Genomic DNA, 20,712 nt, shown 5'->3' on the forward strand with positions numbered 1-20,712 from the left:
ATGACCCGTGACTTCCGGCTGCTCGCCATCGGCCAGGGCCTCTCCTGGCTCGGCAACGCCTTCCAGACCGTCGCCCTCGCCGTCGCCGTCATCACCACCGGAGGCGGCGCCCACGGCGCACGCGACCTCGGCCTCGTCATGGCGACGAACATCCTCACGCTGCTCGCCGGTACCCTCTTCGGCGGCATCTGGGCCGACCGGCTCCAACCCCAGCGGGTCATGGTCGCCTCCGACCTGATCCGCTTCGCCGCCACCGCCGGCATCGCCGCCATGTTCGCCACCGGTGGCTACCACCTGACGCTGCTCTGCGCGCTCACCGTCGTCTCGGCCGGCGCCGGCAGCTTCTTCAGCCCCGCCATGAGCTCGCTCAAACCCCTGCTCGTCCCGGCCGAGGACCGGCAGAGGGCCAACGCCACCCTCAGTCTGCTGCAGTCCGCGTGCGGCATCGCCGGTCCCGCCACCGCCGGCATCACCGTCGCCGCCTTCGGCGCGCCGACCGGCTTCACCATCAACGCGGTCAGCTTCCTCGCCTCCCTGGTCGCCGCCGCGATGATCGGGGTACGGGCCCCGCGCGGCCCTCGTACCCCCATGCTCGGTGAACTCTCCGCCGGACTCCGCGAGATCCGCAGCCGCGACTGGCTCCTCGCGAACCTGCTCGGCGCCACGACTTACCACATCGCCAACGGCGTCATCCTGATCCTCGTGCCGATCGTCGCGATGGAGCGGCTCGGCGGCCCCCACGCGATCGGCTGGATCGCCGCCGCCGAAGGCCTGGGCGGCGTGATCGGCTCGGCGATCGGCATGCGATACCGTCCCCGGCGGCTGCTCCTGGCCGGCCTGCTGGCCCTGCCGCTGATGTCGGTGTGGGCGCTCTCCTACGTCTGGCCCGGCACCCTCGCCACCATCATGATCGGCGCCGTGATCGGCTACGCCGGCCTGCTCTTCTACGACGTCGCCTGGGACACGTCCCTGCAGGAGAACGTGCCGCACCGCTTCCTCGGCCGGGTCGCCTCCTGGGACTACATGGCCTCGTTCCTGGCCATGCCGGCCGGCAACATGATGGCCGCCCCGCTCGCCGACCGGTTCGGCGTCGACCCCGTCCTGACGGCGTGCGCCTGCGTGTTGCTCATCGCCGCGATCGCGATGCTGGCGGCGCCGGGTTCCCGCCGCCTGACCCGGACCGGGCGACCCGCCGACGACCCGGACGCCCCCGACGACCCGGACGCCTCCCTGGCCGCGGGCTACCCCGCAGCCGAATCGGGCTCCGCCGCACTCCACCCGGATTTCCCGGCCGCCGACCCGACACCGGCCGTGGCACTGACCTCGGACCCGCACCGCGGCTAGGGTCCGTTTCGGAATGCGGCCGAGTGCGAGGCGAGGTCCAGGCGATGGCTGACGTCAGGCGTCGGCTGGGCCACGCCGTAGCCCCGGTCGCATTCCGAAACGGACCCCAGGGTCCGTGCCCACTCATGACCGCTGGGCGGGTCGAGGCCCACCGGCATGACTTCCCTGCCGTTTCCCACCGCGCGTGGGGAACGGCGGGTTCAGGGGGTGGGGAGGAGGGCTGCCAGGGCGGCGATCAGGTGAGGCTTCGCCGGGACCCCGGTGGCCCGGCGGACCTCTCGGCCCTCGGTGTCGATGATCAGGAGGGTGGGGGTACGCCGGATGCCGAGTTCGCGGACCTCGGCCAGGTGGCTCTCGGCGTCCACCTCGACGTGCTGGACGGCCGGCAGCAGGGTGGCGACCTCGGTGCTGATCCGGCGCACCGCTCGGCACGGGGCGCAGAACGCGCTGGAGAACTGCAGCAGGGTCACCGTGGCGGGCGCGACGCCGAGCCGCGCCAGGAGGGCCGGCTCCAGCCGTACCGCATCGGGCATGTCTTGATCTTTGCTCGTGGGCGACGCATCGGCCACCCCGCGGTCAGGCCGTGCGGTAGGCGTCGGCCTGGAGCGTGAACAACTGCGCATACAGTCCGGCGGCGGCCATCAGCTCCTCGTGGTCGCCCTCCTCGACGATCGCGCCGTGATCGAGGACGTAGATCCGGTCGGCCTCGCGGACGCTCGCCATCCGGTGGGTGATCAGCACGACGGTCCGGCCGGCGGCCAGGTCGCGGAGCCGGCGGTAGACCTCGTGCTCGGCCCGCGCGTCGAGGTTGGCGGTTGGTTCGTCGCAGATCAGCAGGGGCGCGTCGCGGTGGAACGCGCGGCTCACGGCGAGCCGCTGCCACTGCCCGCCGGACAGGTCGGCGCCGTCGGTGAAGTGGCGGGAGAGCAGCGTCTCGTACTGGCGGGGCAGCTCGACGACGAACTCGTGCGCGTCGCCGGCCCGCGCCGACTCCTGCACCGCGGCGAGGGTCGCGGGCCGGTCGTGGCGCCCGATCGCGATGTTGAGCCGGGCCGACAGCGGCCATCGGGTCGGCTCCTGCATGACGACCGCCACGCGTTCCCGCATCCGCTCCGGGCCGAATCGGGACACGTCCACCCCGTCCCAGGTGACGGTGCCCTTCTGCGGCCGGTAGAGGCCGGCCAGCACGGCCGCCAGCGTCGATTTGCCCGATCCGTTCTCGCCGACCAGCGCGACGATCTGCCCGCGCCGCAGCGTCATGGCCACCCCGTTCACGGCGGGCCGCTCGGCGTCCGGATAGCTGAAGGTCACCCCGTCGAGCCGGATCTCCCGGAACGCGGTGGGCGCGTCGGCCGCCGGCTCGGGTTCGGCCCGCGCCCAGGACATCTCGCAGAAGCCCTGGAAGTCCGCGAAGTAGAGACCCTGCTCGTAGACCCGGTTCGCGGTGAACGCCAGCTCGGAGAGCTTGCCGATGCCCAGGTTGATCGCATAGGCGGCGGCGCCCGCGGCGGCCAGCTCCATGCGGCCGGTCCACAACAGCCAGAACAGCATGAGGTACGCCAGACCGGTCGCCAGCCCGCTCAGCGCCTGCCCGGCCAGGTTGGTCCGGACGACCCGCCCGATCACCCGGATCTCCTCCAGGGTGGAGATCCGCAGCAGCCTCCCGACCTCGGTGAGCAGGAATCGCCGTACCGTGAAGGCTCGTAACTCGGCGGCCGGCTCCCGTGCCGCCAGCAGGTAGGCGAGCATCCGCTGCCGTCGCCAGACGGCGATCAGCCGCAGCTTGCTGCGGTACCCCAGCTTCGCCGAGCGCACCGCGGCCCACGCCGTCGGCGCCACCGCGAGCACCAGCATCGGCAGCAGCGCCGGATGCAGCACCGCCAGCACACCCGCCGCCGCGGCCAGCCCCACCAGGTGGGTCAGCACCTCGATGCCGTGGTCGACCACCTGCTGCGCGGCGGAGATCCCCCGGTCCCGGGCCCGCTCCATGGCGTCGCGCCAGGACGGATCGTCGAAGGTGGCCAGATCCACCCGTGTCGTCAGATCCATCAGCCGCATCTCGGCGGCCTCGTAGACCATCGGTGACAGCCGGCCGTGTGCCGCCGTGGCCGCCGACGCCAGCAGACCCCGCACGGCAAGAGCGACGATCAAGAGCAGCAGCGAGGGTACGGCCGCCCGCACCCGTTCCGGAGTCGGCCCCGCCAGCAGCAACCCGTCCAGCACGCCGACCACGCTGATCAGGCCCACCGCGGCCGCCCCGCCCGCGGCCACCTGCAGGAGCAGCACCGCCACGGTGGTCCGCCGGCTGGCCCGCCAGCCGAGCAGCCAGGCCTCCCGCAGCAGCGCCGGCAGCCGCCGCACCATCTGCCGGAACGTGGTGTTGGCCGCCTCCTCGGTGCTGGTCAGCCAGTAGGGCAGCTCCAGCTCCCCGTCGTCCTGTGCGGCGAGCATGCCCTCCGCCGCGACCGCTACACCGTCCTCGGGGGCTTCTTCGGGGGTCTCGGGGGCGGGATCGGGCATCGACGGCCACCTCTCGGTCTGCCTTCGGCACGGCGGATCGCGTACCGGAAGGCCCCGTCTCCGTTCCTACGCCGTGCCCGGCGGGCCGTCCACCCGCTCGCCCGCTCATTCACGTATTCACGCATCCCTCGCGGAACGCCGGGAGGCTCCGGCCGTGTCCCGGCCGGAGCCTCCCGCGTGGTGGTCCGGGTCGATCAGTAGCGGACCCGGATGGTGACCCGCCGGTTCAGTTTCTGGTTGTGTTCATCGACCGGGTTGACGCCGCCGGCGCCGACCGTCTTGATCGTCGTGCGCACCTTCAGCTTCCGCAGGTAGTCGCGAACCGCCTTCGCCCGCTTCAGCGCCAGGATCCGGTTGGCCTTCTTCGCGGCCTTCGACTTCTTCTTGGTCTGCGTGTAGCCGGTGATGGTGATCAGCTTGGCGCCGCGCATCGCGCTGACCGACTGCCGGATCGTCTTCTTCGCTTTCGGGCTCAGATGCGCCGACTGGTACGGGAAGATGAACCACCCCAGCGGCACGGTGAAGTCCTTAGGCGGCTTCGTGCCGGAGCCGGTGCTGGCCGTGCACGTGTCGTCGAGGACGACCCAGTTGCTGTCGCGTACTGTCGTGCCGTCCGGCGCCGTGCCGGTCAGGACCAGCTCGTGCAGGCCGCCGGCCACACACGCCTTGCCCGGCATGGTGATCAGCGCCCGGAAGTCGCCCGCCGCGTCGGTCTTGCCGCTGGCGATCACCACCGGCTCGGAGTTCATCGTGAGCACGTAGTCGGACGCGGGCTTGAGACCGCCACCGGTCATCGTCGCGTTGGCTCCGACCAGCTTCGAGTCGGCCTCGAGTTCGAGACTCAGGTTCAGCTGCACCGGACCTGTCGGCTGCGGGTTCTCCGTCGGCTGCGGGGTCGGGCTCGGGGCCGGCGTCTGCGACGGTGTCGGGGACGGGGCCGGGGTGGGCGAACTCGACGCCGACGGGGACGGGGACGGGGTGAGCGAGACCGACGGTGACGGCGACGGGCTCTCGGACCCGGAGGGCGACGGACTCGGCGACTCCGACGGCGACGGGCTGGGCTCGGGCTCGAACGGGACCTGCGGTGTCGGCGAGGGCGACGGTGACGGCTCGGGATCGGCCAGGTAGTTGTAGGTCTCCTCGGTCTCGGCGGTGCCCGCGACGAAGGTGATCGTCACGATGACGGGCTCCGGGACCCGCGGGGTACGGAACGTCAGCTCCGTACCGGCCTCGTTGGCCTGGAACTCGCCGGCCCGGAGCGTGGTGTCGCCGATGCGCAGCGACCGCACCGTGTCGAGCCGTTCACCGGTGACCGTGACCAGCGTGCCGCCGGAGACGTAACCGGACGACGGGACCAGCTTGGTGACGGCCGGTGGCCTCGGCGTGATGACCAGTGAGCCGGCCACCGCGCGGAAGCTCGACGGGTTGGTGTAGGCGCTGTTGTTCGCGGCGGCGAGGGTGCCGCCGGCCGGGACGATCCGGTAGGTGCCCGGCTCGGTGGGCGCCGTCGACCCGAGCGGAGTGGCGCCCCGGAAGTACTCGAACGGCACGTTGCTGATCTCGTCGCCGTCGAACAGGCCGGTGAACTGCGCCGTCGGGATGACCTGGTCGCCCTCGGCCACGATCAGGTCGTCGGCGATGACGGAGATCGTCTGCGCGGCGGCGAACACCTGGAACTCGGCGTACTCGACGGTCGAGGTGTTGTCGCTCACCGCCCGGGACGCGTTGTAGTTGGTGGAGGCCGCCTGCTGGCCGCTGATCACACACGTGCCGGGCCCGATCGGGGTGGCGATCCACCCGGCCGTGAGCACGGTGACGGTCGGCATCCCCACCGTGCAGACGTCGGGGGTCTCCGAGGCCGGCATCACCGGGGCCACGCCCGCCATGCCGTCCGGGGCCTGCCCGGTACGGGTGTCGCGAACGTCCGCGGTCACGGTGACCGGAGTGCCCTGCGACAGCAGCACCGCTGCCCGGTCCACCGCCAGGCCCAGGGTCGCGTCGGCCTTGCTGATCGTGCCGACCACCGCGGGACGCGGATCCGACAACGCGTAGTTGCCCGCCGCGCCGCCGGACAGGGTGATGTCGGCGCCGAGGGTGACGGTCTTGTTCACACCGGCCGCCGGCGTCGCGAACGTGCCCCCACCGGAGTCCCCGGTCAGGCCGAGATCGTCACCCGGGACGGTTCCGGTCAGGCTGAACCCGGTCAGGCGTGCCGTGGTGGTGCCGTCGTAGACGCGATCGGCGCGGACCGCCGCGACCGTCACCGGTTTGGGTGTGATCGCGAACCGGACCGTCGGCCTGGTCGCGAGGTACAGGCCGGAGCGGTCGACGCCGCTCGCCTTCATCTCGAAGGACTTGACGCGTACGTCCCAGGCCGCGAGCTGGGTGGGGTCGCCACCGCACGAGTCCGACTCGCGCGCCACGTTCTGCGGGATCCCCTCGGTCCAGCCCTGGTCGATGCCGAGCCCGTCGCACGAGGAGTTGCGGTACTCCCACACCAGGCCGGTGATCCGGTCCGGGGTGACCGACGACTGGACGGTGTACGTCACGTCGGCGGCGCTGCCGGCCGCGCCGCCGGTGAGCCTGCCCTTGTAGACGAAGCTCGGGCCGTTCGCCGACTGCGGGGTGAGGGTGATCGCCTTGCCGGTGATGGTCACGCGGACCGGCTCGGGATCGGCGGTGAACCGGTAACGGTCGCCGGCGTAGGTGGCCCGGGAACGCGCCACCCGGATGAAGTAGTCGCCCGCCGCGGCCGGCACCCCTGCCTTCACTCCGCTGGTGAAACCGGTGTCGGCGTACTGGACGGCGGTGACGTACTCGTATCCGCCCGGGTTCGCGACGGTCAGCGTGTCGGGGCTGATGAAGCCGCCGGTGGTGTAGCCCATCGTGAACGAGGCGCCGGCGTCGACGGTCACCGGGACGGTGCCCCCGTTGACAGTGGTCGCGGCCGAGACCGGCACGATGCAGGTGAACCCGACCTTCTGCGCGGGCAGCGTGTTGTCGGTGGGTGTGATCAGGATCGTCTTGCCGCCCCACGGGCTGCTCAGGTTCGACGTCAGGTCACCCATGTCGAAGGTGATGCTCGCGTTCGTGTAGGTGTCCGGCGTGACGGCCACCCCGTCGATGGTCACGGTGCCGGTGGAGCCGAAGGCCGTTCCGGAGTTGGTGATGGTCACGGCTGCCGGGGCGTGCGTCACCCCACCGCCGGCGGGCTGCGGCTGGCGCAGGCACGAGCCGGAGGTCGCGCTGGCGCTCAGGGTCAGGCCCTGCTGCAGGTAGTTGATGCCGTGCTGGGCGTACGCGCTGCCGACATCGGTGATCACGGTGACCCGTTTCCACCCGCCCGACTGGACGGTCCGCGGGGCGGAGAACGTGACCGACGTGGCCGTCACGGTCCTCGGCGTCACCGGGATCGGATTGTCGCCCCAGAAGTCCGAGACGACGATCCGGGTCTTGGCCGCGGACGTGCCGATCAGATCGGTGCCGACCAGGGTGAACGTGTCGTCGAGGTCGGGGCCGGGGTCGAAGTCGCTGCGGGTCGGGTGCCCGAGGTCCGTGGCCGAGACGATCCGCACGATCGACGGCCGTACGATCGCGGCGACGTAGCGCACCGCCAGCGGGCGGGACACCGTCACCGCGCCGCCGCCGGGCGCCACCGTCACCGACTCGGTGCCGACAGCGTGCGCCGGCACCCGGAGGACGATCGCGGTGTCCGAGTACGAGATCGGGGTCACCGTGGCCCGGCCCACCTTGACCGTGCCCGACGAGCCGAAGCCGGTGCCCTCCAGCCGCATCCGGGCGCCGCCGGTGACCGGCGACTCCAGGATCGCGCCGCGGTCGTCGTCGTCGAGATTGACCTCCTCGAAGATCTCCTCGTGGGGGTCACCACCGACGTAGGTCAAGGTCGGCGCGGTCACCCGGACCGTGGAGCGGATCCCCTCGGTCGACCCGGCCGGGGTCACGACGACCGGCAGGGAACCGGCCACCGCGGTCGGCACGACGACGTCGGCGATGCTGGTGCCGCCTCCGGCCGCGGTGTAGGACACCGCGGCGGCGGCGCCCACCTTCACCTTGCCGGTGGCGCCGAAACCGACGCCGGTGAGCGTGACCTTGGCGGCGCTGCCCGTGGCGTACGACGGGATGGCGCCCGGCGACACGCTGCTGATCGCGGGCTGCGGGAGAACGGTCAGCCCACTCGGCTCGGCGACCGCGCCGGTGGTCGCCCCGACCAGCACGGCCTGCGGACCGGGGGTGTCCACGACCGGGACGTCGAAGGTCACGGAGGTGGCGGTGGACGCGGTCACCCGGGCCCAGACGTCACCGACGGCGACCCCGACCGTGCCGGCCGTCCCGAAGTTCGTGCCGGTGATCGTGACCGAGTCACCCGGCTTCGCCGTCGTGGGACGGATCGTGGTGATCGACGGCAGCGTCGACGGCGCGGCGAGCGTCAGCGGCCTTGCGCCCGAGGTGCCGCCGCCCTGCGGTGACACGACCTGCACGTCGACCGGGCCGGTGTCGTTCGACGGGGGCACCACGGCGTAGGCCCTCGTGCTGCCGACGCGGGTGACGTACGGCGACTTGACGCCGTTGATGATGACCGACGGCCGGCCGCTCGTGCCGAAACCGGTGCCGGTCAGGGTGATCACCGAGCCGCCGCTGTCGGCGACGGTGGCCGGGCTGATCGTGGTGATCTCGGGTCGCGCGCCGTAGGTGAAGGTGCCCCGCGCCGCCGTCGCCCCGAACCGGGTGGTCGCCGTGATCGGCACCGCTCCCGGCAGCGTCGCGGGCGGGGTCAGGAACTCGACGACGTCGTAGCCGTTGCTCCAGAGGTCCGGGTACTCCTCGTCCTCCCAGTCCGCGTTGTTGATCGTCTGGAACGAGTCGACAGTGTTGCCGCCGACCTTGATCTCCAGGTTGCCCCGGCTGGAGACGAGGAACCGGCCCCGCATCCGGATCTTGGTGCCGCCCGCGACCGGGCCGGACGAGGGCGAGAACGACACGTCGACCGGCGCCGGGGCGACCCAGTCGACCTCCTTGGAGAAGAAGATCCGGCAGTCCGCGTCGCCGACGCTGTTCTCGCAGTGGCCGACCCGTAGATACCGCTTGCCGTCACCGAGGTAGACGTCACCCCAGCTGCGGTACTCGAGCATCACCGCGGCGGTGTCGTCGCCGGCCCAGTACTCGTACGGCTCCATCTCGATGATCTTGCTGCCGTCCGCGTTCGCGACCCAGTACTCGACGTCGTCGGCCATGTTGGTCACGTTCTTGCCGTGGAACTTGATCACCTTGCCCGCCGTCAGCGGCTCCGGGGCCTCGACACCGGTCACCGGGAAGTCGTCGACGTAGGTGATCGCCTTCTCCGAGATCGCCACCGAGTTGCCGGACTGGCACTGGTTGAGCACCCGCAGGTCGTAGACGCCCGCCTGGTCGACGTCCGGCATCTCCACCACGATCCGGGTCAGGCCGCTGTCCGGGTCGATGATCGTGCTCTCGACGTCGCCCGAGTCGTCGCCCAGCTCGTTGGCGACCTCCACCCGTGGGTTGAAACAGGTGGGCCAGGGAGGCGGCGTGCCGTCCCGGACCGTCACGACCGAGCGGCTCCCACCGTGGACCGTCGCCGACGGATTCGACACCGACACGATCGTGGGCACCGGCACCAGCCCCAGCCAGACCGCGACGTGGTACTCCTCGGTCGCGACCCCGTTCGGTGCGGTGACGGTGATCAGGACCTCGTTACGGCCACGCTCGAGGTCCAGGTCGGCAGCGCCGTTCGTCAGGGCCTGCGCGGCGCCGTTCAGCTTCACCGCGACCGTCGAACCGCCCTCGGCCGGCGTCGGCGTCAGCAGCACCTCAGCGGTGTTGGTCATGGCCTGGTAGTAGTGGTTGCCCGGGTCGAACGACGGCCCCAGCCCCGACACCCCGCCGCCACTCGGCACCAGGTTGCTCAACGTGGCGTCGGATGACGCGATCGGCGTCATGCCGTTGACCGAGGGTGAGGACCACACCGGTTCCGGGGTGACGAACAACATCCCTACAAGCGTCAGAACCGCCACCGCGGCGCGACCGAATCTGGCTCTGCCCACAACCGCCCCCAACCGAAAAGGCATGGTCAACAGGCCGATCCTGCCCTTCCGGGCCAGGGTGCCGTGGGCTGTTCGAGAAACCCTCTCGGATTGCCGGTCCGCGGCGCGCGCCCCGAACCGAGCGGTCTGTGACCGGCGGGGACAGATACAGCGAGTGATGACAGGGCGGCTGTTGAGCCCACGGCAGGCGTGCCTCATGCCCGGAAAGTCGCCGTGGCGCCGGCCCGGGCGCCGCACGTCAGGTCGCCCAGGCGTCCGCGCGTGGGGTCACCCCGGCCCGCGCGGGTCCTCCCCCTGGCGTCAGCGGGCGGTCAGCAGGTCGGTGAGCCGGGCCGCCTGGGCCTCCCAGCGCCACTCCTCCTCCACCCAGGCGCGGCCGGCCGCGCCCATCGCCTTCGCCTTGGCCGGGTCGGCGAGGAGTTCGGCCACCCGGGCGGCGATGGCGGGAACGTCGGAACCGCCGACCACGTAGCCGGTCTCGCCCTCACGGACCGCGTCGGGGGCGCCGCCCGAGTCGCCGCCGACCACCGGCAGGCCGGTCGCGGAGGCTTCGAGGTAGACGATGCCGAGGCCTTCGACATCGAGACCGGCGGCCCGGGTACGGCACGGCATGGCGTAGACGTCGCCGGCCGCGTAGTGCTCGGGCAACTCGGCCCACGGGACGGAGCCGGTGAAGACCACATCGGACTCGACGTTGTTCTCCCGGGCGAGCCGCTCCAGCGTCTTGCGGTAGGGGCCTCCGCTGACCAGCAGCAGCGCGGCGCCGGGGACCCGGCGGCGGATCTCCGGCAGGGCGCGGATCAGCATGTCCTGGCCCTTGCGCGGGACCAGGCGGGAGACACAGACGACCACCGGGCGGCCGGTCAGGCCGTGCCGCTCGCGGACCGCCGAACCGTCCACACCGGGATGGAACGTGTCGACGTCGACGCCGGGGGCCAGCCGGCGCAGGTCGGTGAGGCCGTGCAGGGCCTTGTCGAGGCGGGTGCGCTGATACTCGCCGAGGTAGGTGATGACGTCGTTGCCGCGGGCGATCCGCCGGAGCAGGCCACGGGCGCCGGGCAGGGCGGCCCAGCCGATCTCGTGGCCGTGGGTGATGCCGACGGCGCGCTCGATGCCGGCGTTGCGGCGCAGGCCGTGGGCCAGGAGACCGAGCGGGGCGGCCGCGCCGAAGAGGACGCTGTCGCAGTCGTGGGCGCGGGCCAACTCGGCGGCGCGCCGGGCGACCGCGGGTGTGGGCAGCAGGAGGCCGGTGCTCTCCCGCACCACCTCGAAGGACTGCTCGGCGTCGAACTCGGCGGCCCCCCGCCAGGTCGACGAGTAGACCACGATCGACCCGGCCGGCTGGCGAACCGCCAGATTGTGCACGAACTGCTGAATCCCGCCGGGCCGCGGCGGGAAGTCGTTCGTGACGAGCAGCGTGCGCCCCATCAGCGCTCTCCTTCGGTGCGGCGGGAACCGGGCATCAACGGTCGCCCCTGGCCCAGGCTCGGGCGGCGGCCATCCGCTGCACGGTGGACGGGTGCGAGGCGAACAAGGCGTGCTCCCAGGACGGTGGGTCGGGGTCGGACAGGTTGACGGTGCCGAGGCGGCGCTGCATCGCCTCGAACGTCACGGCGTCGCCGGTCAGGGTGAGGGCGTGCGTGTCGGCGCGGGCCTCGACCCGGCGGGACACGAACGACTGGGCCGGGCCGGCGACCAGGCCGGCCACCGTGGTGACGGCCAGCAGCAGGCCGATGGCGCGGGGCTCGGCGATCGAGTCGACGCCGGCCAGGCGCAGCAGCCACTGCCAGGAGCCGAGCAGGTAGAGGGCGACCACGGCGATCGCGGCGCCGAGCGCGCCCAGGACCGTGCCGGTCAGCACGTCCTGATCCTTGGCATGGCCCAGCTCGTGGGCGGCCACCGAGACGACCTCGCCGGGAGTGGCCTCGGTCAGCATGGTGTCGTAGACGACGATGCGGCGGGTCGGGCCGAGCCCGGAGACATACGCGTTGACCGCCCGGGTGCGCCGGGACGCGTCGGCGACCAGCACGTCCTTGACGGGGACGCCGTCACGCTCGGCGAGGGCGAGCAGCTCGGCGCGGAGCGGGCCGCCGGGCATCGGGGTGAACCGGTTGAAGATCGGCTCGACGACGACCGGCAGCACGAACGACAGCAGCACGACCAGCCCCGCGGCGCCGGCCGCGCCGATCGCCCACCACCAGCGTGGCGCGAAGTGGGTGACGGTGAAGAAGCCGGCCAGCACGATCGCGCCGAGCACCACGCCGACGCCGAACGACTTGATCAGGTCGACGGACCAGGCCGCCCAGGTCTGGGTGGAGAGGCCGTAGCGCGCGACGACGGTGTGCCGCCAGGCGGCCAGCGGCAGGCTGAGCACCTCGGCGACCAGGGCGACGGCCAGGCCGCCGAGGACCGCCCGGGCCAGCCAGTGGTCGCCGAACGGGCGGCCGGCCAGCTCGATCAGGCGCGCGCCGAGCGGGGTCAGCCCGAGCGCCAGGGCCACCAGCAGGCCGAGAACCATGCCGCCGTAGGAGGCGGGCCGCAGCTCGGCGTGGAAGGCGCGGGACCGGGCGACCTGGTCGGCGGGCAGCTGCCCGAGCGCGGCCAGCTGGTCGGCGCGGGGAGCGGTCGCACGATGCCACGGCACGGTGACGGCCGCGAACCCGGCCAGGGCCACCAGGAGCACGACGAACGCGCCGGCCGCCCACAGCCGCGGGCTCACCGCGGGGCCCCCACCGACATCACAACCCCTCCGAGCGCTCCGAACAGACATGCCCTCACCCGGACGTGCGGGCCGTGACCGCCCATCCTAGAGATCGCGGGCGCCGCTCGCCGGAGACGGCCACCGGCCCGGAAGATGATCACGCCACGTCACGGCCCGGGCGGAAGATCGGCGCGACGGCCGGCGGTCGTGGGGTCTCCAGCAGCTCCACCTCGAAGCCGGCCAGCTCGAACACCTCGATCGCCCGCAGCTCGCCCGGGGTCAGGTCGGCGATCCCGTCGGGAGTGTCCATCAGAACGCTGACCAGGCACCCGTTGCAATCGACGCTCCGCTCGGCGCAGCGCCCACAATCGATGATCATTACCCCTCCTCATCGGGAGGTCGGCCCCGTCCCGCAACAGGCGACGGACCGGCCACCATCGGTGACAGTCACGCTAAGCGAGGGGTATGACAGTTTTACGAGCGCGACAGCCGGCGCAGCAGAGAATCCGCGCCCATCGGGTAGGCGCCGTGCCGGCGGACCCCGTCGGCGACCTCCCGGTCGGAGGAGACCACGACCACCGGGCGGCCCGGCGGCTCGGCCCGGACCAGCTGCCGGATCAGCTCGTCGGCGGTGGTGCCCTTCTTGGAGAAGAGCACCCGCACCCCGCGCGGCGCCGGCGGCAGCCCGTGCACCCGCTCGGCCCCGTCGAAGACCACGGTGACCTCGTCGCCGGTCTGCGCGGCGATCCCGCCGAGGCCGGTGATCAGGCGCTTGCGCTGCTGCTCCAGGGACATGTCGGCGAAGCCGCGCTTGGTGACGTTGTAACCGTCGACGACCAGGTGCGCCCGGGGCAGGGCGAGCAGCTGGTCGAGCCGGCCGGGATCGTCGGTGTCCTGGGCGCGGGCCCGGGACCGCTCGGGCGCGCCGGGACGGTCGGCGGCGGCGTCGGCGACGAAATCGGCGGGCAGTTTGTCGGCCGGGCCGATGGCCAGCTCGCGGCGCAGCCCGGACGCGGCCTGGCCGATCGTCTCGAGGAGCAGCCAGAGCCGGGCGTCGTCGACGGCGCGGGCGTCCTTGGCGGCCTGTTTGCCGGTGGCGGCGGCCGCTTCCGCATCGGACAGGCGCGAGCGCAGACGGCGTACCTCCGCCTCGTGGTCGAGGGTGGCCCGCGCGGCGCGGCCCTTCTCGGTGGCCAGGAGATCGGTGGCGCGTTTCTGCGCGGCCTGCGCCTCGCGCAGGGCCTTCGCCGTGGTCCGCGCCTCCTCGCGCAGCTGGCCCAGCTCCTCACGGACCCGGGCCAGCTCGTCACGGAGCTTGTCGGCCTCGACCCGGGCGACGGCCCGGTCGTGCTCGGCCCGGGCGGCGCGCTGCTCGGCGGCCCGGACCTGGGCGGTCACGGCAGCGCTGTCGGCCTCGGCGCGGACCGCGTCGCCGGCCGCGTCGATCAGCTCGCGCCAGCCGTCCGGCCGGGCCAGGTAGGCCAGCGCGGCCACCTCGACCGGATCGGCGGCGGCCGGGGCCACCCCGCTGGTCACGGCGGCGCCGAGGTCACCGGCCTCGGCCATGATCCGGGTGCCGATGCGCTGCCGGAACAGCGGATCGGCGACGAGCTGGGCGGCGATGTCACGGCCGCCGAGGCGGGCCCGGCGGTTGGGCGCGAAACGGGCGACCCGGCGCAGCGGCACCGGCATCTCGTCGGCCGGGAGCCCGGGCAGGGCCGCGGCGGCGAGCACGGTGATCCGCTGACGGACCGCCTCGGGCAGCACCGGCTCGGGCGAGAGATCGAGACCGGGTGACGACAGGCCGTCGAGATCCAGTGAAGGCGAGAAGTCCGCACCCTCCGGCACCGCCTCCTCCTCGGGGCGGTCATCAGGGTTCAACAGCGCGGACATCTCCCCATTCTCACACCGGCGACGACCGATTAGCCCAGTGGAGCAAGTGATCTTTTCCCGCCCCGGCCCCGGTTCATGTCGTACCCCCGCTCTATCGTTGCCGCCCGTGACGCATCCGGCCTACGTGCAGGGCACTCTGGACTCGCTGCTGTCCGCCGACGGCTCGGTGGACCCGGCGGCGCTGTCCCTGGCGGACACCACGTTCGTGGTGCTCGACCTGGAGACCACCGGCGGCGCTCCGGACGGCGGCGGGATCACCGAGATCGGGGCGGTCAAGGTGCGGGCCGGCGAGCGGCTCGGCGAGTTCGCGACGCTGGTCAACCCGGGTGAGCCGCTGCCACCGTTCATCACCGTCCTGACCGGCATCACCGAGGCGATGCTGCGGCCGGCCCCGCCGATCGAGACGGTGCTGCCGGCCCTGCTGGAGTTCCTGCGCGGTGCGGTGCTGGTGGCGCACAACGCGCCCTACGACGTCGGTTTCCTGAAAGCGGCGTGCGCCCGGCACGGCTATCCGTGGCCCGGCCCACGGGTGCTCGACACGGCGGCGCTGGCCCGGCGGGCGCTGACCCGTGACGAGGTGCCCAACCGCAAGCTGGGCACGCTCGCCCACTTCTTCCGCTCGCCGGTGCAGCCCAACCACCGGGCGCTCGACGACGCCAAGGCGACCGTCGACGTGCTGCACGGCCTGATCGAGCGGCTGGGCAGCTTCAAGGTGCACACGCTGGGCGACGCGATCGAGTTCGCCAAGGCGGTCACCCCGGCGCAGCGGCGGCAGCGGCATCTGGCCGACGGGCTGCCGCACGTGCCGGGGGTCTACATCTTCCGGGCGGCCGACGAGCGGCCGCTCTACGTGGGCACGTCGAAGGACGTGGCGACCCGGGTGCGCAGCTATTTCACGGCCGGGGAGAAACGGGCCCGGATCTCCGAGATGCTCACCGCGGCGGTGCGGGTGGAGGCCGTGGAGTGCGCGCACTCGCTGGAGGCGGAGGTGCGCGAGCTGCGGCTGATCGCGGCGCACGCTCCGCCGTACAATCGCCGGTCGAAGTTTCCCGAGAGGGTCGTCTGGCTGAAGCTGACCGCGGAGGCCTTCCCGCGCCTGTCCGTCGTCCGGCGTCTCGCCGAGGACGGCGCGACCTATCTCGGGCCGTTCTCGTCGCGGCGGACCGCTGAGCTGGCCGCCGCCGGCGTCTACGACGCCGTGCCGTTGCGGCAGTGCAACCACAAGCTCTCGCTGCGCTCGAAGACGCCGGCGTGCGCGCTGGCCGAGCTGGGCCGGTGCCCGGCGCCGTGCGAGCACGAGATCACCCCCGAGGAGTACGACGTGCGCGCCGCCCTGCCTTTCCGGACGGCGACGTCCGGCGACCCGGGCCCGGTGATCGCCGCGATCCTGGCCCGTCTCGACGCGCTGGCCGACAAGCAGCGCTACGAGGAGGCCGCGGTCGTCCGGTCCCGCCTGATCGCCCTGCTGCGCGCCCTGATCCGGATGCAGCGGCTGGACGCGCTGACCCGGCTGCCGGAGGTGGTGGCGGCCCGCCGTGACGACAAGGGCGGCTGGGAGATCGTGGTGGTCCGGCACGGCCGGCTGGCGGCCGCGGCGACGTCCCCACCGCGGGAGCATCCCCGCCCGACGCTGGACGCGGCGAAGCTGACGGCCGAGACCGTGCTGCCCGGGGCGGGCCCGGTTCCGGCCGCGACGGCGGAGGAGACGGAGCGGATCCTCGCATGGCTGGAGAGGCCGGACACCCGCTTGGTGGAAACCTCGGGCGACTGGGTGTCACCGGTTCGTGGCGCGGCGCGATTCTCGGCCCTACTCACCAGGGCGGAAGCGGCCGCATCCGGTCAAGACTCGTCCGTTCGCCTATCGGTAACTGACCGTTTGGATGACGCTCGCTCGCTTAGGCTGTAAGGCACGCGCAACTGTCGCAATGATTCATCACATTTGCGGGCCTGAAGCTTGGCGACCGGCCCTCTCCGATGATTCGCTTGCGAAGAGAAACGCGAGGCGACTCCACGCACCGATCGGGCGTGGACGATCGGTGAGGGGGTGTCCGGGTGGACGTCGACGCCGGCCACGGCGCCGCATTCGGTCGCGCCCTGCCGACCAGCACTACCGAAACGTCCTTCACCCGGCGCCTGCGCTCGCTGCTGAGTTTTCAGAACAACGACGACGACCCCGTCGCCGAGCTGGCCCGCACCCACCGCAGCATCCACGCCTCGGCCGACGTCGCGATCCTGCGCCGCAGCTACCAGATCGCCGAGAGCATGCACCGCGGTCAGATGCGCAAGAGCGGCGACCCGTACATCACGCATCCCCTCGCTGTCGCGCAGATCTGCGCCGAGCTCGGGATGGACACCACCACGCTGGTCGCCGCGCTGCTGCACGACACGGTCGAGGACACCAGCTACACCCTCGAGGCGTTGCAGGGCGACTTCGGCAACGAGGTGGCCCACCTGGTCGACGGGGTGACCAAGTTCGACAAGGCGTATTACGGCAAGGCCGCCGAGGGCGAGACGATCCGCAAGATGATCGTCGCCGCCGGCAAGGACGTCCGGGTCCTGATCATCAAGCTGGCCGACCGGCTGCACAACATGCGCACCTTGGGCGCCCGCTCCAACGCCAGCCGCGCCCGCATCGCGACAGCCACGCTCGACGTGCTGGTCCCGCTCTGTGACCGGCTCGGCATCCAGGCCCTCAAGCGCAACCTCGACGACGTGGTGCTCTACCACCTGGAGCCCGACTCGTACGCACGGATCGACGAGCACGTGAAGAACCGGCCCGGCTGGGACGAGTATCTCGCCGACGTCTCGCACAAGGCACGGACGGCGCTGCGCCGGCAGAAGGTGACGGCCGAGGTGCAGCCGCGGCCCCGGCACTACTACTCGATCTGGAAGGACACGGTCGCCGGCAACCATCCGGTGCCGCTCGACCTGCCCCGGATCGCTGTCGTCGTCGACGGGCCGGACACCGACTGCTACGCGGCTCTCGGCGCGATCCACGGCCGATGGCGCCCCGTGGCCGGCCGCTTCAAGGACTTCATCGCCTCCCCGAAGAACAACCTCTACCGCTCCCTGCACACCACCGTGGTGGGTCCGGAGGGCAAGCTGGTAGAGGTGCTGATCCGGACCGAGACGATGCACCGCTACTCGGAGTACGGCGTCGCCACCAGCTACCGATATCCGAAGGTGTCCGACGAGCCACCCGGCGCCGACCAGCTGACCTGGCTGAAACGGGTGCTCGACTGGCAGGGCGAGACGACCGACGCGGCACAGTTCCTCGACTCGCTGCGGTGCGACCTCGCCGAGGGGCAGATCACGGTCTTCGCTCACGGCAACGCCTACGAGCTGCCCAGTCAGTCCACGCCGGTGGATCTGGCGTACGAGCTGGGTCCACGCCACGGCGACCAGTGCCTGGCCGCGACGATCAACGGGCGTCTCGCGCCGCTCTCCTCCCCTCTCCGCGACGGTGACGTCGTGGAGATTTTTTCAGAGACCGACGGCCAGGCCGACGTCGAGCCGAACGCTCCCCGAGGCCCCCGCAAGGAGTGGCTGGGCTTCGTCAAGTCGAGCCAGGCCCAGATGCAGATCAACCGGTATTTCGACGAGAAGAACGAGCCCGGCATCAGCATCGCCGACAAGGTCCGCCTGGGCCGCGCCACGATCGGGCTGACCCTGCGCAAGCACGACCGTGGCCTGGCCAGCGAGGTGCCGCTGCGCCGGCTCGCCGAGGAGCTCGGCTACCCCGACCTGGAGACGCTGCTGGTCGCCGTCTGCGAGCGCAGTCTCGAGCCGGACGCCGTGGTCGAGCAGCTCATCGCCCTGGTCGACCACCCCGACTGAGCCGTAGGCCGTACCCCGTTAGCCTTACCGCGTGAACATTCACCGGCAGATCCGCGGGCTCGCCTATCAGGCCTTCTACGGGCTGCCCCTCCCGATGCGCCGCCACATCGCCCGCCTGGTGTCCCCGAAATACCTGGTCGGAGCGGTGGCGATCATCCGGGATGCGGAGGCCGAGGCCCCCGGGCGCATCCTTATGCTGCGCCAGCCACCCGGCCGCGGCTGGGGCCTTCCGGCCGGCATCCTCAAGCGCGGCGAGCTGCCCGCGGTGGGCGCCGCCCGAGAGCTTTTCGAAGAATCCGGGGTACGGGTGAAGCCCGCCGACCTGACTCCCGGCAACCCGAACGCGATCGTCCACCCGAACGGCGGCGTGGTCGACACCGTCTGGTTCGGCGCTGTCCCGGCGTCGACCACCCGCCTGGCGGTGGACGGCGGTGAGGTCCTGGAGGCCCGCTGGTTCCCGATCGACGCCCTCCCGGACCTGACGTGGCCGACGGCCCGGCTGCTCGGCATCTACGGCCTGGGGCCCCGCGCCGGCGAGCTGCCACCGTCGATCCCGGCCGGCCCGTACCGGACGCCGTTCCCTTCCGGCTCCCCCACCAGTACCTCCACCAGCACTTCCACCAGTGTCTCCACCAGCTCACCCACCAGCTCCCCCACCCCGGACGGTCCTGCATCCGGCGGTCCCGCCGGTTCTTCCGCAGCGGAACTCCCTTCGTCGGGCGCCGCGCCCGGCTCCTCCGCAGCGGACCGCTCCTCACCTGACGCCGCAGCCGGCTCCTCCGCAGCGGACCACCCTTCGTCCGGCGGTTCGGCCGGTTTTGTCGGCGCGGAACGGCCGGTCTCCGGCTCGCCGGCCTCGGGTGACGGCCGGTGACCGCGGTCGCCGGTGTGGTGCTGGCCGCCGGTGAGGGTCAGCGGCTGCGCCCCCTCACCGAGACCGTGCCGAAGGCGCTGTGCCCGGTCGGCAACCTCCCCCTGCTCGACCACGCCCTGCGCCGCCTCGCCGGCCTGGGCCTGTCCGGCCCGTCCACCGTCGCCGTGAACGCCGCCTACCTGGCCGGCCAGGTCGTGGCCCACGTGGGCGACCGCGCCCACCTCTCGGTCGAACCGGACGGCCCGATCGGCACCTCCGGCGGCATAGCCAGACTGCGCTCCTGGATCGACGGCAGGGGCGTGCTGGCCGGCAACGCCGACGCCTACCTGCACGACCCGTTCCGCGATCCGGGCAAGGACATCGCGGCCCTCCTCGACGGCTGGTCGGGCGACACGGTCCGGATGCTGACGAAACCCTGCTTCCCCGGCGACACGGGCGGTTTCAGCGGCCGCCGGTTCGCCGGTTTCTCCCTGATGCCCTGGCGCTACGTCCGCAACCTGGACGAGGTCGACAGCAACCTGGTCCGCACGGTCTGGCGCCCCGCCGAGGCCGCCGGCGACCTGGAACTGATCCCCTACGAGGGTCTGTACATGGACACCGGCACCCCCGCCGACTATCTGACCGCCAACCTGCACGCCGCCGCGGGCACCGTGCTGACCGGCCCGTCCGTCCGGGTCACCGGAGACGCGACCGAGTCCGTGCTGGGCGCGGGCAGCGTCGTGGAGGGCACCGTGACCCGCTGCGTCCTCTGGCCCGGCGCGCACGTCCCGGCAGGAGAGTCCCTGACCGACGCCATCCGCACCGCCACCGGCCTGACCGTCCAGATCTGATCCACCCGCAAGATCGGCCCGGGCACATGCGGACCCCCACGGGACCGCATAGCATGGGCCGCGACCCACATCCATCCTCATAGGCGAGGAGCCCGCCGGTGAACACCGCCATCGTCCACATCGACTGCGCCACCGACTCGATCCCCGAGGTCGCGGAGGCTCTGGCCGCGCTCGACGGCGTAAGCGAGGTCTACTCGGTAGCCGGCGGCGTGGACCTGATCGCCATCGTCCGAGTCCCCCACTTCGACGACATCGCCGAGGTCATCGCCGGCCGGATCTCCAAGACCCCAGGCGTGATCAACAGCGAGACCTTCGTCGCCTTCCGCGCCTACTCGAAGCACGACCTGGAGGATGCCTTCGCCATAGGCCTCCCCGACGCCGACTGACAGCCCGGCCCTCTCACCACTCGCTCCAGCCCCACCGGAGCGTCACGGCGTGCGCCACCGAGGCGCTTCGCCGTGCTGTCACTCCGTGCGCAACCAGGCTGTGCCCACCCGACGCCCCAACGTATTCCCGCCGCCATGCAGCGCGCCACCGCCGCGCCCTCGAAGCGTCGTGCCGTGTCCTGCCGTGCCGTGCCGTGCCGTGTCCTGCCGTGTCCTGCCGTGCCGTGCCGTGCCGTGCCGTGTC

12 protein-coding genes and 1 pseudogene are annotated in these 20,712 nt (G+C 72.2%); 6 read left to right on the forward strand and 7 right to left on the reverse strand.

Going from position 1 to position 20,712, the window contains the following annotated elements; all coding sequences use genetic code 11:
- Positions 1-1,344, forward strand: a complete 1,344-nt coding sequence (locus tag BM290_RS05895; protein ID WP_093610759.1) for an MFS transporter — start codon at positions 1-3, stop codon at positions 1,342-1,344.
- Positions 1,345-1,544: 200 nt separating this feature from the next.
- Here BM290_RS05895 and BM290_RS05900 read toward each other — a convergent pair whose 3' ends face one another.
- The 7 genes from BM290_RS05900 to BM290_RS05930 all read right to left on the reverse strand — a co-directional run bounded on the left by BM290_RS05900 (position 1,545) and on the right by BM290_RS05930 (position 14,541).
- The gene (locus BM290_RS05900; RefSeq protein WP_093610761.1) at positions 1,545-1,877 is read right to left on the reverse strand and encodes a thioredoxin family protein; all 333 of its coding nucleotides are present in this window, start codon (positions 1,875-1,877) and stop codon (positions 1,545-1,547) included.
- Between the two features lie 43 nt (positions 1,878-1,920).
- Entirely contained in the window at positions 1,921-3,864 is a 1,944-nt protein-coding gene (locus BM290_RS05905; RefSeq protein WP_093610763.1) for an ABC transporter ATP-binding protein, read from the reverse strand.
- Between the two features lie 194 nt (positions 3,865-4,058).
- Positions 4,059-9,893: an IPT/TIG domain-containing protein gene (locus BM290_RS05910; RefSeq protein ID WP_177319590.1), complete on the reverse strand. Its 5,835-nt coding sequence runs from the start codon at positions 9,891-9,893 to the stop codon at positions 4,059-4,061.
- Positions 9,894-10,247: 354 nt separating this feature from the next.
- Entirely contained in the window at positions 10,248-11,375 is a 1,128-nt protein-coding gene (locus BM290_RS05915; protein WP_093610767.1) for a glycosyltransferase family 4 protein, read from the reverse strand.
- 34 nt (positions 11,376-11,409) lie between these two features.
- Positions 11,410-12,666, reverse strand: coding sequence for a M48 family metallopeptidase (locus BM290_RS05920; protein WP_177319591.1), 1,257 nt, complete (start codon positions 12,664-12,666; stop codon positions 11,410-11,412).
- A gap of 139 nt (positions 12,667-12,805) precedes the next feature.
- Positions 12,806-13,027, reverse strand: coding sequence for a hypothetical protein (locus BM290_RS05925; RefSeq protein WP_093610771.1), 222 nt, complete (start codon positions 13,025-13,027; stop codon positions 12,806-12,808).
- A 95-nt stretch (positions 13,028-13,122) separates the two neighbouring features.
- Positions 13,123-14,541, reverse strand: coding sequence for an NYN domain-containing protein (locus tag BM290_RS05930; RefSeq protein WP_093610773.1), 1,419 nt, complete (start codon positions 14,539-14,541; stop codon positions 13,123-13,125).
- Positions 14,542-14,647: 106 nt separating this feature from the next.
- On the opposite strand from BM290_RS05930, the gene BM290_RS05935 reads away from it, so the two are divergent.
- The 5 genes and pseudogenes from BM290_RS05935 to BM290_RS05955 all read left to right on the forward strand — a co-directional run bounded on the left by BM290_RS05935 (position 14,648) and on the right by BM290_RS05955 (position 20,468).
- Complete coding sequence (locus BM290_RS05935; RefSeq protein ID WP_093610775.1) at positions 14,648-16,447, forward strand: DEDD exonuclease domain-containing protein; 1,800 nt, start codon at positions 14,648-14,650, stop codon at positions 16,445-16,447.
- A 146-nt stretch (positions 16,448-16,593) separates the two neighbouring features.
- A complete protein-coding gene (locus BM290_RS05940; RefSeq protein ID WP_093610777.1) occupies positions 16,594-18,378 on the forward strand; it encodes a RelA/SpoT family protein in 1,785 nt (594 codons plus the stop codon).
- Positions 18,379-18,409: 31 nt separating this feature from the next.
- Positions 18,410-18,934, forward strand: a pseudogene (locus BM290_RS05945) (NUDIX domain-containing protein); the annotation flags it as partial.
- Between the two features lie 314 nt (positions 18,935-19,248).
- Positions 19,249-20,082 (forward strand): sugar phosphate nucleotidyltransferase, encoded by an 834-nt coding sequence (locus BM290_RS05950; RefSeq protein ID WP_093610779.1) that lies wholly within the window; start codon positions 19,249-19,251, stop codon positions 20,080-20,082.
- A gap of 98 nt (positions 20,083-20,180) precedes the next feature.
- Entirely contained in the window at positions 20,181-20,468 is a 288-nt protein-coding gene (locus BM290_RS05955) for an Lrp/AsnC family transcriptional regulator (RefSeq protein ID WP_093610781.1), read from the forward strand.
- Positions 20,469-20,712: the final 244 nt, after the last annotated feature.

Origin of the sequence: Actinoplanes philippinensis (assembly GCF_900113015.1) — a bacterium.
Lineage (GTDB): Bacteria > Actinomycetota > Actinomycetes > Mycobacteriales > Micromonosporaceae > Actinoplanes > Actinoplanes philippinensis.

What these genes read in the sequence shown, in the direction of transcription:
- BM290_RS05895 (WP_093610759.1), top strand. Translation starts at nt 1, where the DNA reads ATGACCCGTGACTTCCGGCTGCTCGCCATCGGCCAGGGCCTCTCCTGG.
- BM290_RS05900 (WP_093610761.1), bottom strand. Translation starts at nt 1,877, where the DNA reads ATGCCCGATGCGGTACGGCTGGAGCCGGCCCTCCTGGCGCGGCTCGGC.
- BM290_RS05905 (WP_093610763.1), bottom strand. Translation starts at nt 3,864, where the DNA reads ATGCCCGATCCCGCCCCCGAGACCCCCGAAGAAGCCCCCGAGGACGGT.
- BM290_RS05910 (WP_177319590.1), bottom strand. Translation starts at nt 9,893, where the DNA reads ATGTTGTTCGTCACCCCGGAACCGGTGTGGTCCTCACCCTCGGTCAAC.
- BM290_RS05915 (WP_093610767.1), bottom strand. Translation starts at nt 11,375, where the DNA reads ATGGGGCGCACGCTGCTCGTCACGAACGACTTCCCGCCGCGGCCCGGC.
- BM290_RS05925 (WP_093610771.1), bottom strand. Translation starts at nt 13,027, where the DNA reads ATGATCATCGATTGTGGGCGCTGCGCCGAGCGGAGCGTCGATTGCAAC.
- BM290_RS05930 (WP_093610773.1), bottom strand. Translation starts at nt 14,541, where the DNA reads ATGTCCGCGCTGTTGAACCCTGATGACCGCCCCGAGGAGGAGGCGGTG.